This window comes from Acidovorax sp. SRB_14 (genome assembly GCF_012932145.1).
GTDB lineage: Bacteria > Pseudomonadota > Gammaproteobacteria > Burkholderiales > Burkholderiaceae_C > Simplicispira.
In genome coordinates, this window is sequence record NZ_MWOK01000020.1 from 1 (window position 1) to 11,239 (window position 11,239).

An 11,239-nucleotide genomic window follows, 5' to 3' on the forward strand; every position below is an offset into this window, starting at 1 on the left:
GCGCGCACGCGCGGTGCCCGGCGGGGTGGCCCGCCTGGCGCTGGGCCCGGCGCGCGAGAGGCCGCAGGTGTTCACCGGCGCTGGCGTGCCGGTGCTGGTGGTCGGGGACGCCATCGCCTGGACGGCCGTGCTCGGCCTGGCGCTGGCCCAGGCGCCGGGCCACGGCGAGGTCACGGTGCGGACGCCGGGCGAACCCGAGCGCACGCTGGCCTTCGACATCGCTCCGCAGCGCTACGCCGAGCAGCGCCTGACGGTGGCGCCGCGCACGGTGGACCTGTCGCCCGAGGACCAGGCGCGCTACGAGCGCGAGCGCGACCACCAGGCGCGCGTCATGGCCACGTTCAGCCAGCCGCTGCCCACCCTGCAGGCCATGCAGGTGCCCACGCCGGGGCGGCGCTCGGGCTCGTTCGGGCTGCGCCGCGTGTTCAACGGCCAGGCGCGCAATCCGCACAGCGGCATGGACATTGCCGCGCCCACCGGCACGCCCATCGTGGCGCCGCTGGCCGCGCGGGTGATCGACACGGGCGACTATTTCTTCAACGGCCAGACGGTGTGGCTGGACCACGGCGGCGGTCTGCTGAGCATGGTGTGCCACCTGAGCGCGATCGGCGTGCAGGTGGGCGACGTGCTGCAGGCCGGCCAGCGCCTGGGCGCCGTGGGCGCCACCGGCCGCGTGACCGGGCCGCACCTGCACTGGGGCGTGGTGCTCAACCGCACCATGGTGGACCCGGCGCTGTTCCTGGCGGCCTGAGCCGGACCGGGCGCCGCGCGCCCGCGGCGCCTACGACAGGTAGTTCATGAAGCCGGTGATGATCACCGCGTTGAAGAAGTCGATGAACAGCGAGCCGACCAGCGGAATCACGAAAAACGCCTTGACCGACGGACCGTGGCTGGTCGTGAAGACCTGCATGTTGGCCATGGCGTTGGGCGTGGCGCCCATGCCGAAGCCGCAGTGCCCCGAGGCCATGACGGCCGCGTCGTAGTCCTTGCCCATGACGCGGAACGTGACCCAGTAGGCATAGGCGAACATCACCGCCGTCTGCGCCAGCAGGATCACCAGCAGCGGCCCGGCCACGTGCGCCATCTCCCAGAGCTTCATCGACATCAGCGCCATCGCCAGGAAGAAGGCCAGCGACACATTGCCCACCACCTCGAACTGGCGCATGGGTAGCGGCCATTTGCGCAGGTCGATGGCGTTGCGCATCAGCGCCGCCACCAGCATCGGGCCCAGGTACGACGGCAGCGTGATGCCCAGGCCCTTGAGCCAGTCCACCAGCAGCGTGCCGACGCCAATGGCCAGGGTGATGAGGATGGAGGCGTACATCACGGTCTTGTCGGTGGTCTCGCCGGTTTCGGGCGCCGTGGCGATGTGCTCGACCGCGGCAGGGCCCTGGCCCGCCGGGCCCTGCAGGCGGTAACGCCGCACCAGCAGCGAGCCGAGCGGCCCGCCCACCACGCAGCCGGCGACCAGGCCGTAGGTGGCGGCGGCAATGGCCACGGGCAGGGCACCGGCCGCGCCGGCCTGCTCCAGCAAGGGGCCGAAGGCCGCCGACGTGCCGACGCCGCCGGTGAGCGAGACCGACCCCGCGGCCACGCCGATCAGCGGGTGCAGGCCCAGCGCGCTGGCCAGCGCCGCGCCGAGCGTGTTCTGGATCAGCACCAGGCCGATGGCCGCGAGCAGAAACACCGCCACGGCCACGCCGCCTTTTTTGAGCAGCTCGAAGCTGGCCGAAAAGCCGATGGTGGTGAAGAACACCATCATCAGGAAGGCGCGCATGTTGTCGTAGAACTCGAAGGTGAAGCTGCCGCTCTCGTGGCCGACCAGCGCGATCAGCGAAAACAGCAGGCCGCCGATCACGGGGCCGGGAATGAAATAGCGGGTCAGCACGCTGACGTGTTTTTTGATGAATTCGCCCACCACCAACAGGACGGCGGCAATGCCGACGGTCTGGGCGATATCGAGCTGGAACGTGATCACAGAGGGAGTCCTTGGGTACGGGCCGGTCGCGTTGCGTCCGGAAAGAGGGGGAGTTGTGCTATCGAAAAGATAGCTATCGGCACATATGTAACAAGGGTTACATGCCGATTCAAGCCCGCGAATTTACCACGCCGCCCCGGGGCGCCCGCGCGGGCGCCCAGGCGGCACAATCGGTGCCTTCTCCACATTGCCCCCGCTCCCCACCATGCGCTCTGCCCTTTTTGCCTTGCTCGTTTGCGCCCTTTGCAGCGGCTGCGCCGTGGTGGCCGTGGCCGATGCGGCGGTGACGGTGGTGGCAACGACCGTGAAGGTCGGCGCCGCCGTGGTGGGCACGGCGGTGGACGTGGGCGCGGCGGGCGTGCGCGCCTTGGCGGGCAGCGGCGACGAATGAGCGCTCAGTCGGGCAGCTGCGCCGCGTCGGTCGCGAGATACCCCTTGACCAGGTCGAAGAAGCTTTCATAGAAGCTGCCCGACGCGATGGTCTCGCTGCCCACCTTGACCAGCGACTCGCCCCCACCCGACATGAAGGGCAGCGAGACCGAACCGACGCCGCCGACGCCCAGGCTGGCGGAGTTGTTGCTCTTCTTGAGCGTGTAGCTCTCTTGCAGCGCGGTGACAAAGCCCAGGCTGATCTTGCCGTCGGCGCTGTCGGGCACGCAGACCACGCGGATCACCATCTGCAGGTGCGACTCGGCCGCGGGCTGGAAGTTTTTCTGGCCCTCCACCAGTTCGGCCTTGGCGGTGCCGACGATGTAGCCCTGGCTGAGCAGGGCGCGCCGCGCGGCCTCGCAGGTCTGCGCCGGGGTGGCGTCGAACAGGCGCGAATAGGTGGTGCCGGAGCCGAAGTCTTCTTGCGGCGCAAAGCGCTTGGCCTCCGTGCCGCAGCCCGCGAGCAGGGCCGACAGGCAGGCCGCGCCCGCCCAGGCGGCGCGCCGCAGCCGCCGCGGCCCTGCGGCTGGAACGGGGGCGCACTCGCGCGTGTGGGACAGACTCAAAACCTGGCACTCCTTGGGGCGTGTTCTTGCGGGCGACCGGGCCGCGGGGCGCGCGGGGGCAAGCGCCTGGCGGCCGGTTCCGGTGATTTTAAAAGGCCACCGTGCACTTCGCTTTTCATAGCTGCTTGCGCTTGCCCTGCAAGCGTTTGCGGCCGATTTCACTGAAACTCAATCCACCACACGCCTCAGCGCCCGACCAATGCGCCATACGCCTTGCGCGTGGCCGGCGACACCGCGGCGAGCAGCTGGTCGTGCGAGGTCTGGTGGCGCGCGAGCATGCGCGCCGACGCCACCGTCTTCGACTTGCAGAACCAGTGGCAGCTGTGCTGCATCAGGAACAGCTCGGCCGACATCGTGAAGGCCTTGTCGCGCAGGCTGCGACCGGCCTCGTTGCGCGCGGCCGCCTCGATGCCCTGCGCATGGATCTGCAGCGCCTGGCGCAGGTCGAACGTGGCCGCGGGCAGCAGCCGGTCGGCATAGGGCAGCGCGATCGGCAGCTTGCTCACGCGCGTCTCCTCTGCATCGACGCGGGCGAAGTCCGCGGCGAAACGCTTGAACTGCTCGCACAGCGCCACCTCGGTGCCGGCCAGCAGGTTCCAGACCTGCTCGCGGCGCCCGGCATCGCTCTCGCCCAGCGCGCGCAGGTAGCCCTGGGTCAGGTTCTCCATGAGCTTCTCGATCTGGAACTGCGCCAGGTGGCTGCCCAGCAGCGCAATGCGCCGCGCCTGGTAGCGCGACTTGAGCAGGTGGGCGCCGAAGGCGATCAGCGCCGCCAGGATCAGGACGTCCATGGGCCTTCTACAGCAGCTCTGCGCGCAGCTGCTCGGCGCTCTTGGGCGAGAGCAGGCCGGGCGGCACGTCGAACACGGTCTTGGCGCCGTGCTGGCCCATCTGCGCCATGCGGTGCACGGCGCGCGCATAGGCCACGAGCACGCTGGCCGTGAACTCGGGGTTGCTGCCCAGCGTGAGGCCGTACTCGATCACCTGCGTGGCCTCGGCCGTGGTGTTGCCGCTGCGGATCACGAAGCCGCCATGGGGCATCGCGCCGTGGTCGCGCTGCAGGACCTCGGCGCTGATGAAGTGCACGCTGGTGTCGTACTCGTCGAAGTAGTGCGGCATGGTGACGATGGCCTCGCGCACGGCGGCCGCGTCGGCGCCGTCCTGCAGCACGACGAAGCATTCGCGCGTGTGCTTCTGGCGCGTGGACAGCTGGGGGCGCGTGCCGCTGCGCACCTGCTCGACGGCCGCGGGCACGGGCAGCGTGTACTGCACGCCGCCGGCCACGCCGGGCACGCGGCGGATGGCGTCGGAGTGGCCCTGGCTCAGGCCCTTGCCCCAGAAGGTGTAGGTGGCGCCGTCGGGCAGCAGGGCCTCGCCCATCACGCGGTTGATCGAGAACATGCCCGGGTCCCAGCCGGCCGAGATCAGCGCAGTCTTGCGGTTGGCCAGCGCCGGCGCGTTGACGGCAGCGAAGTGCTCGGGAATGCGCGCATGGGTGTCGAAGCTGTCCACGGTGTGGAACAGCGCGGCCAACTCGGGGCCCTGGCGCGGCAGGTCTTCCTTGGAGCCGCCGCACAGGATCAGTACGTCGATGGCGTCCTGGTGCTGCGCCAGCGCGTCCATCGGGAACACCGGCGCGCCCGCGTGCAGCGGCGTGAGCTGCGCGGGCGCGCGGCGCGTGAAGATGCCCGCGAGGGCCATGTCGGGGTTGCGGGCAATGCTGGCTTCAACGCCGCGGCCCAGGTTGCCATAGCCGGCGATGCCGATGCGGATGGTGTCGCTCATAGTGTCGTCCTGTGGTGCTGAAAGAAAAAACAAGAAATGTGCCCGATTCAGGCGGGGGAACGGGCGCGGCGCTCGGGCGCCAGCTGGCGCGCGCCGTCGAGCACGAGCACGCCGACGGCGGCAAACACCAGGCCATAGGTGGGCCACTGGCCCGGTGCCACGCTCTCGCCCAGCAGCAGTGCGACCAGCACCAGCAGCACGGGCTCGACGTAGGAGAGCAGGCCGAACAGCCCCATCGGCAGCCAGCGGCTCGCGGCCATGTACAGCGCGAGCGCCACGGCGCTCACGGCGCCGAGCAGCGGCAGCAGCGCGAGCAGCACCGGGTGCCCGGACACCAGCGGCAGGCTCGACGGCGCGCGCAGCATGAACCACAGCGCCGCGGGCACCAGCAGTGCCATGTCGAGCCAGTGGCCGCCCAGGTGGTCCGAGCCCAGGCGCCGGCGCAGCACGAAATAGACGGGGTAGCCGAGCGCGACGACCCCGGTCTCCCACGACATGCCGCCGGCGCGCACCAGCTCGTGCGCCACGCCCGCGGCGGCCAGCGCCGTGGCCAGCTTGTGCGCGGCCGACAGGCGCTCGCCAAAGCACACGCGCCCGGTCAGCACCATCACCAGCGGCAGCAGGAAGTAGCCCAGCGACACCGGCAGCGCGCGCCCGTGCAGCGGCGCCCACATGAACAGCCACAGCTGCACGCCCAGCATGGCGGAGCTGGCCAGCAGCAGCAGCGCCGTGCGCGGCGCCTGGCGCGCGCGCAGCCACAGCGCCCAGACGTTCCTGCCGTCGCCGCGCCAGAGCAGGAAGGCGGTGGTGAAGGGCAGCGTGAGCAGCACGCGCCAGCCAAAGATCTGCTCGCCATCGAGCGGCGCCAGCAGCGGCGAGAGGTAGTAGATGGCGCCAAACAGGACCGAAGCCAGCACGGACGCAACGATGCCCTTGATCACAGAGAACTGGCTTTCAGCAAAGCGGTGGAAAAGAAAGGGCGCGGCGGGCCCCGGCGGCAACCCGCCATTGTCGGTGATGCGCGCGCGCCCGCCGCGCTGGCGCGTGGCTTTTCCGCCGCTCTGCGGTTATGCCCGCCGAATGTGCAGCACCGTGTGGATAAGCGCGTGCACAAGCCCCGCACACCGCGCCGGCACTGGGTTTGCGCGGCCTGCCTTAAAAGGAGGCAACCACCCATCCCTGCGCGGCAGCGCGGTGATCGAGAAAATGGCGCAGCGCAAGAATGCTATTAATTAAATAGCATACAGCGCTGACTGTGCAAGGGCTGGAGCGCTATTTCATTGAAATAACCTGAAACCCCCGCGCCGGCAGGCTGCGGCGCTTTGTGGCAGCACGGTGACAGCGCCAACAACCTAGGGTTTGTACTTATACCCAGCCGCTGTGGGCTGTTCTGTGGAAAACCTTCGGTACAATCCGCCAAACCCGCGCCGGCATTGGGCTGCAACGCGGTGCCCAATTTTTTGGCATGGCTGCAGGTATAGTCCACGGCCCGCCTCCGGGCGCCGGACCCCTCCCTGTTGTGACCTCTCTCGCCGCCGCCCCCGCCAGCGTCTACCGCCACGCCGGCTTCGTCGCCTTTTTGATCGCCCGCCTGGTGGCCGTGTTCGCCACGCAGGTGCAGGCCGTGGTCGTGGCCTGGCAGGTCTACGACACCACGCACGATCCGCTCGCGCTGGCCTATGTGGGGCTGGCGCAGTTCATTCCGATGCTGTGCCTGCTGCTGCCGGCCGGCGACCTGATCGACCGCTTCGACCGCAAGCGCATCCTGGCCGCCAGCTGGAGCGTGGGCGCGCTGTGCAGCGGCCTGCTGTGGTGGCTGTCGGCCGAGGCCACCGCCGGCGTGACCGGCATCTATGCGGTGCTGGTGCTGTATGGCTGCACGCGCGCGTTCTCGGGGCCGGCGCTGCAAAGCCTGCTGCCGCAGATCGTGCCGCGCGCGCAGCTGGCGCCGGCGATTGCCGCCAACAGCATGCTGATGCGCGCGGCCAGCATTGGCGGGCCGTTCCTGGGCGGCGTGCTGTATGCGCTGGGCGGCGGCCGGCTCACCTATGCGCTGTGCCTGGTCTGCTTTGCGCTGGGCGCGCTGCTGCTGGCGCGCGTGGCGGTGGCGCACGCCGGGCCGCTCGCGCCCACGCAGGGCAGCATGTGGCAGCGCTTTGGCGCGGGCCTGGTGTTCATGCGCTCGCGGCCGATCATTCTGGGCACCATCTCGCTCGACCTGTTCGCCGTGCTGCTGGGCGGCGTGGTCGCGCTGCTGCCGATCTACGCGAGCGAGGTGCTGCACGTCGGCCCGGCGGGCCTGGGCGCGCTGCGCAGCGCCATCGCGGTGGGCGAAGTGGGCGCGGGCCTGTACCTGAGCCTGCGCCCGTTCAACCGCCATGTCGGCCGCACCATGTTCATCGCAGTGGCCATTTTTGGCGCGGCCAACCTGGTGTTCGCGCTGTCGACGCTGTTCTGGCTGTCGTTTGCGGCGCTGCTGGTGGCCGGCGCGGCCGACATGGTGAGCGTCTACATCCGCGGCGCGCTGGTGCAGTTCTCCACGCCCGACGCGATGCGCGGGCGCGTCAACGCGGTCAACATGTTGTTCATCGGCTCGTCCAACGAGCTCGGCGAGTTCCGCGCCGGCACCAGCGCCGCCTGGCTAGGCGCCGTGCCCGCGGCCGTGGTCGGCGGGCTGTGCACACTCGCCGTGGTCGGCGGCTGGGCGCTGCTGTTCAAGTCGCTGCGCACCGTGGACCAATTCGAGCAGGCGGCCGACGCGCCCGCGCGCAGCTGATGGCCCCGCCGCTGCACATTCTCTGGCGCGACGAGCACCTCGTCGCGCTCTACAAACCCGCCGGCTGGCTGGTGCACCGCACCGGGCTCGACGCGGGCGAGACGCGCTTTGTCGTGCAGACCCTGCGCGACCAGCTGGGCCAGCGCGTGTACCCGGTGCACCGGCTCGACAAGGGCACCTGCGGCGTGCTGGTGATGGCGCTGCACAGCGAGGCTGCGCGCGCGCTGGCGCAGGCGTTCGAGCAGCAGCGCACGCACAAGCGCTATGTGGCGCTGGTGCGCGGCTGGCTGCCCGATGCCGCCGAGGTCGACCACGCGCTGCAGCCCGACGACGCCCCGCAGGGCGCGCCGGCGCAGGACGCGCACACGCGCTTTCGCTGCCTGGCGCGGCTGGAGCTGGCCGAGGCGTTCGACGCACGCCACGCCAGCACGCGCGCCTCGCTGGTCGAAGCCGTGCCGAGCACCGGCCGGCGCCATCAGATCCGCCGCCACCTCAAGCACCTGGCGCATCCGATCCTGGGCGACGCCACACACGGCAAGGGCCCGCTCAACCGCTGGTGGGCCGAGCGTCTGGGCCGGACGCGGCTGTGGCTGCACGCCCAGGCGATCACGGTGCCGCACCCCATGACGGGGCGTGACCTGGAGCTGGTGTGCGACTGGGCCGCGCTGCAGGCGAGCGTGCCCGATGCGGCCGACTGGCTGCGCCTGCAGCAGCGGTTTGCGTGGCGCCGCGTGGACGCGGAACCGGCGCCCGCCGCCCTGCCCGGCGCCTAGGCTCAGGCGGCGCGCGCGGGCACGGCGTTGAACGTGCCGCTGAGCAGCTCTGGCAGGCGCGCTGTGCCCATCTTGAAGCCGCAGGCCTGGGCGTGACCGCCGCCGCCCATGCTCTCGGCCAGGGCGATGCAGTCGAAGTTGCGCTGCGAGCGCAGGCCGGCCTTCACTCCGCCGCTGCCGGCGCTCCACATCAGCGCAAACGTGCCGGTCTGGGCCGACAGCAGGTCGCCCACGAGGCTGTGGAACATGCCGGGGGCATTGACCATCAGGCCCGCGACGCCGTTGAACACCAGCGGCTGCGCGCCCTCGGCGATGTCGGCCGCGAGCTTGCGGTATTTCTCGTCCATGGCGGCGCCGCGCGCCATGAAGGCGTCGAGCTGCGCCGGGCTGTAGGCGGCGATCTCCTGCCAGCGCGCGAACTCTTGCGGCTCCATGTCGAGCGCCGACAGGAAGCCCGCGCTTTCGGCGAACTCCCACTTCCAGATGTCGCGGTCTTCGATGTACTTGAGCAGGGCCGGCATCGGCTGCTCGGGGTGGAAGAATTCCCACGCCAGGCGCGCGCCCGACTTGGTCATGTCGAAGTGCACCACGCCGCAACGGCAGGCAAAGCCCGTGAGCTTTTCGGCCGCGCTCTTGTGGTGGTCGAGCATGACGAGCTTGGCGGCGCGCTCTTCGATGCCGCGCAGGAGGTCGGCCGGGAACGAGAAGTCGAGGATGTAGACCGCGCGGCCCTCAAGCGCCGGCAGGTCGGCCAGCGCCTGGATTTCACCGTGGTCCAGCGCCAGGTACTGGGCGCTGTCGCCGTAATAGAGCCAGGCGGCGAGCGCCGCGCCAAACCCATCGGGGCAGCGGCGGCCGTGGTAGATGACCAGCGGCTGGGGATCGTTTTGGCTGGGGCCGACCGGCAGTCGCAGAGAAAAAAGAGGTTTCATGGACCCAATTGTCACCGCGGCGGCAACGCACACCGCGCATAGGGGATGTGGTCTGACAGACAGGGTCGCGCCACGCGCGCCCAATGGGACTTTGCCGCGCCACGGCGTGCGCATGCGATCGCCCATTTGTTTTGAAGGAGCAGACATGAGCCAACGAGCCACCATCACCGGCCCCGTGACCTACACCCCCGGCGACGGCGCGCCGCTGACGATCCCGCTCGGGCCGGTGGACCTCGATTTCGCCCCCGACAGCGTCACGCTGAGCTGGACCGCAGACAACCAGGCCGCGGGCCTGACGGCGATCCCGCGCGACGAGTTCGACCGCTTCGTGCGCGAGGGCAGCATCCGCCTGTCCGCACAGGCCGCCTGAGAGCCCCCGCCAGCCCAGGCGGAGGGTGCTTGTGCCGTACCATTGGCACATGAGGTCCCATCCCGAGACCGACACGGAGGACGTATGGCCAAAGGACAGATGCACAACAACAAGATGGCGAAAAAGCCCAAGAAAGACACCTCGCCGCCCAAGGAAGGCGGCTCGGTGTCCGACCGGCCCACGCCGCCCGTCACCGCCGTGGCGCCGCGCGGCAAGCTGAAGAACAAGTAAGGCCCTGCGCCGGCCTGAAACAAAGCACCCGGTGCTGCTATGCGGCGGCACCGGGTGCTTTTTCGTGGGCGTTCGCCACAACGCGGTGGCGGTTCAGCGCTGGCTGCGCTGGGGCTTGGCCTTGCGCGCTTCCTTGCGCGCCGCGCGCTCGGCCTCCTGCACCGCGGCGACCGCGCTCCAGGCCTCGAACTCGGCCGGCACCTCCAGCGTGATGCGGCCCAGGATCGCGCTGCGGAAGTCGGTCAGAACGATCTCGGCCGTCTTCTGCAGGTTGACGCGCCCGCCGCCCTGCATGGCGCCGCGCTTCTTGCCGATGGCTTCGAGCAGCTCTTCGTCGTGCATCTGCGCCACCGCGTCGCTGGCCAGGCCGAGCCTGTAGCGCGCCTCCAGGAGCGGCGCGTAGTGCTGCTGCAGGCGGCGCAGCAGCTCCAGCGCCACCAGTTCCTCGTCGTAGGCATTGCGGCCGACGGCGCCGCTGGCGGCCAGGTGGTAGCCGCTTTGCTCGACGGTGATGCGCGGCCAGAGCATGCCGGGCGTATCCCACAGGTAGAAGTCGTCGGCCAGCACGATGCGCTGCTCGAGCTTGGTGATGCCGGCCTCGTCGCCGGTCTTGGCCTGGCGCTTGTCGCTGAGCGTGTTGATCAGCGTCGACTTGCCGACGTTGGGCACGCCGCAGATCAGCACGCGCATCGGCTTGGCCATGCCGCCGCGGTTCGGCGCGAGCTGGTGGCAGCCGTCGATGAGCTTGCGCGCGGGCGCGGCATCCTGCGCGTCGAGCGCCACGGCGCGCGTGTCCGGCCGGGCGTTGTACCAGTCGAGCCACAGCGTGGTGCGCTCGGGGTCGGCCACGTCCTGCTTGTTGAGCACCTTGAGCGTGGGTTTGTGGCCCGTGAGCTCGGACAGCAGCGGGTTGGCGCTCGAGCCGGGCAGGCGCGCGTCCAGCACTTCGATCACCACGTCGATGTCTTTCACGCGCTCGGCAATGGCCTTGCGCGTCAGGTGCATGTGACCGGGAAACCACTGGATGGCCATGGGGAGATCTTTCGCTTTTTCGGGGGGTCGGGGGGTGCCAAGGATAATCGCGCTCCCATCCCCGTGCCCTTGAACCTCTGCCATGCCCCTGCCCAAGCCCCCTGCCCGACGCCCCCGCAACAAGGAAGACAACGAACTGTTGATCAAGGGCATGACCTGCGCGCTGATCGGCGCCGTCGTGCTGCTGGCGCCCTATGTCGCCAAATCGGCCAGCGTGCAGGACCTCATGCGCCAGGCCTACTTGGTCGGCTGGTTTGCGCTCATCCTGGGCTGCGCGTTTCTGGGGCGCTACGGCCTGCGGCGCCTCGCGGCCCACCGGTCGGCGCGCCCGCGCTGAGCGCCGGCCCGGTCGGCGGCTGACCGCAGA

The 11,239-nt window shown here is 70.1% G+C and carries 15 protein-coding genes; 8 read left to right on the plus strand and 7 right to left on the minus strand.

Going from position 1 to position 11,239, the window contains the following annotated elements:
- The coding region (locus B2J86_RS14065; protein WP_173025936.1) for a peptidoglycan DD-metalloendopeptidase family protein at positions 1–751 on the plus strand (751 nt) is incomplete at its 5' end.
- 30 nt (positions 752–781) lie between these two features.
- Here the strand turns inward: B2J86_RS14065 and gltS are convergent.
- Complete coding sequence (gene gltS, locus B2J86_RS14070; RefSeq protein ID WP_173025937.1) at positions 782–1,978, minus strand: sodium/glutamate symporter; 1,197 nt, start codon at positions 1,976–1,978, stop codon at positions 782–784.
- Between the two features lie 205 nt (positions 1,979–2,183).
- Between gltS and B2J86_RS14075 the strand changes: the two genes are divergently transcribed.
- Positions 2,184–2,369 (plus strand): hypothetical protein, encoded by a 186-nt coding sequence (locus B2J86_RS14075; RefSeq protein ID WP_173025938.1) that lies wholly within the window; start codon positions 2,184–2,186, stop codon positions 2,367–2,369.
- Positions 2,370–2,373: 4 nt separating this feature from the next.
- Here B2J86_RS14075 and B2J86_RS14080 read toward each other — a convergent pair whose 3' ends face one another.
- From B2J86_RS14080 to rarD, 4 genes are all read right to left on the minus strand, one after another.
- Positions 2,374–2,916: a DUF2242 domain-containing protein gene (locus B2J86_RS14080; protein WP_169634387.1), complete on the minus strand. Its 543-nt coding sequence runs from the start codon at positions 2,914–2,916 to the stop codon at positions 2,374–2,376.
- Positions 2,917–3,158: 242 nt separating this feature from the next.
- Positions 3,159–3,764: a hypothetical protein gene (locus B2J86_RS14085; protein ID WP_173025939.1), complete on the minus strand. Its 606-nt coding sequence runs from the start codon at positions 3,762–3,764 to the stop codon at positions 3,159–3,161.
- Positions 3,765–3,771: 7 nt separating this feature from the next.
- Positions 3,772–4,758, minus strand: coding sequence for a diaminopimelate dehydrogenase (locus tag B2J86_RS14090; protein ID WP_169170470.1), 987 nt, complete (start codon positions 4,756–4,758; stop codon positions 3,772–3,774).
- Between the two features lie 47 nt (positions 4,759–4,805).
- Entirely contained in the window at positions 4,806–5,699 is an 894-nt protein-coding gene (gene rarD, locus B2J86_RS14095; protein ID WP_173025940.1) for an EamA family transporter RarD, read from the minus strand.
- Here rarD and B2J86_RS18015 point away from each other — a divergent pair.
- The 3 genes from B2J86_RS18015 (at position 5,686) to B2J86_RS14105 (ending at position 8,307) form a co-directional block, all read left to right on the plus strand.
- The gene (locus tag B2J86_RS18015; protein WP_216842410.1) at positions 5,686–5,994 is read left to right on the plus strand and encodes a hypothetical protein; all 309 of its coding nucleotides are present in this window, start codon (positions 5,686–5,688) and stop codon (positions 5,992–5,994) included. The two genes, rarD and B2J86_RS18015, sit on opposite strands and share 14 nt — an antisense overlap.
- A 229-nt stretch (positions 5,995–6,223) precedes the next feature.
- Positions 6,224–7,534, plus strand: a complete 1,311-nt coding sequence (locus B2J86_RS14100; protein ID WP_173025941.1) for an MFS transporter — start codon at positions 6,224–6,226, stop codon at positions 7,532–7,534.
- Positions 7,534–8,307 carry a pseudouridine synthase gene (locus tag B2J86_RS14105; RefSeq protein ID WP_169170473.1) on the plus strand — a complete coding sequence of 258 codons (774 nt, stop codon included), beginning with the start codon at positions 7,534–7,536 and terminating at the stop codon, positions 8,305–8,307. The genes B2J86_RS14100 and B2J86_RS14105 overlap by 1 nt, the downstream gene beginning before the upstream one ends.
- A gap of 2 nt (positions 8,308–8,309) precedes the next feature.
- On the opposite strand, the gene B2J86_RS14110 is transcribed toward B2J86_RS14105, so the two are convergent.
- Positions 8,310–9,239 carry a DHH family phosphoesterase gene (locus B2J86_RS14110; protein WP_169170474.1) on the minus strand — a complete coding sequence of 310 codons (930 nt, stop codon included), beginning with the start codon at positions 9,237–9,239 and terminating at the stop codon, positions 8,310–8,312.
- A 145-nt stretch (positions 9,240–9,384) separates the two neighbouring features.
- Here B2J86_RS14110 and B2J86_RS14115 point away from each other — a divergent pair, with 145 nt between their 5' ends.
- Together B2J86_RS14115 and B2J86_RS14120 are read left to right on the plus strand one after the other, a co-directional pair.
- Positions 9,385–9,609, plus strand: coding sequence for a hypothetical protein (locus B2J86_RS14115; protein ID WP_169170475.1), 225 nt, complete (start codon positions 9,385–9,387; stop codon positions 9,607–9,609).
- An 84-nt stretch (positions 9,610–9,693) separates the two neighbouring features.
- Positions 9,694–9,840 carry a hypothetical protein gene (locus tag B2J86_RS14120; protein ID WP_169170476.1) on the plus strand — a complete coding sequence of 49 codons (147 nt, stop codon included), beginning with the start codon at positions 9,694–9,696 and terminating at the stop codon, positions 9,838–9,840.
- Positions 9,841–9,933: 93 nt separating this feature from the next.
- On the opposite strand, the gene ylqF is transcribed toward B2J86_RS14120, so the two are convergent.
- Positions 9,934–10,872 carry a ribosome biogenesis GTPase YlqF gene (ylqF, locus tag B2J86_RS14125; protein WP_169170477.1) on the minus strand — a complete coding sequence of 313 codons (939 nt, stop codon included), beginning with the start codon at positions 10,870–10,872 and terminating at the stop codon, positions 9,934–9,936.
- 82 nt (positions 10,873–10,954) lie between these two features.
- On the opposite strand from ylqF, the gene B2J86_RS14130 reads away from it, so the two are divergent.
- Positions 10,955–11,209, plus strand: coding sequence for a hypothetical protein (locus B2J86_RS14130; protein WP_169170825.1), 255 nt, complete (start codon positions 10,955–10,957; stop codon positions 11,207–11,209).
- The last annotated feature ends 30 nt before the right edge of the window (positions 11,210–11,239 follow it).

Bases quoted from the DNA above. Each gene is read 5' to 3' on its own strand.
- B2J86_RS14105 (WP_169170473.1), top strand. From the start codon at position 7,534: ATGGCCCCGCCGCTGCACATTCTCTGGCGCGACGAGCACCTCGTCGCG.
- B2J86_RS14090 (WP_169170470.1), bottom strand. From the start codon at position 4,758: ATGAGCGACACCATCCGCATCGGCATCGCCGGCTATGGCAACCTGGGC.
- B2J86_RS14120 (WP_169170476.1), top strand. From the start codon at position 9,694: ATGGCCAAAGGACAGATGCACAACAACAAGATGGCGAAAAAGCCCAAG.
- B2J86_RS14075 (WP_173025938.1), top strand. From the start codon at position 2,184: ATGCGCTCTGCCCTTTTTGCCTTGCTCGTTTGCGCCCTTTGCAGCGGC.
- B2J86_RS14130 (WP_169170825.1), top strand. From the start codon at position 10,955: ATGCCCCTGCCCAAGCCCCCTGCCCGACGCCCCCGCAACAAGGAAGAC.
- B2J86_RS14110 (WP_169170474.1), bottom strand. From the start codon at position 9,239: ATGAAACCTCTTTTTTCTCTGCGACTGCCGGTCGGCCCCAGCCAAAAC.
- B2J86_RS14115 (WP_169170475.1), top strand. From the start codon at position 9,385: ATGAGCCAACGAGCCACCATCACCGGCCCCGTGACCTACACCCCCGGC.
- B2J86_RS18015 (WP_216842410.1), top strand. From the start codon at position 5,686: ATGCCCTTGATCACAGAGAACTGGCTTTCAGCAAAGCGGTGGAAAAGA.
- B2J86_RS14085 (WP_173025939.1), bottom strand. From the start codon at position 3,764: ATGGACGTCCTGATCCTGGCGGCGCTGATCGCCTTCGGCGCCCACCTG.
- B2J86_RS14100 (WP_173025941.1), top strand. From the start codon at position 6,224: ATGGCTGCAGGTATAGTCCACGGCCCGCCTCCGGGCGCCGGACCCCTC.
- ylqF (WP_169170477.1), bottom strand. From the start codon at position 10,872: ATGGCCATCCAGTGGTTTCCCGGTCACATGCACCTGACGCGCAAGGCC.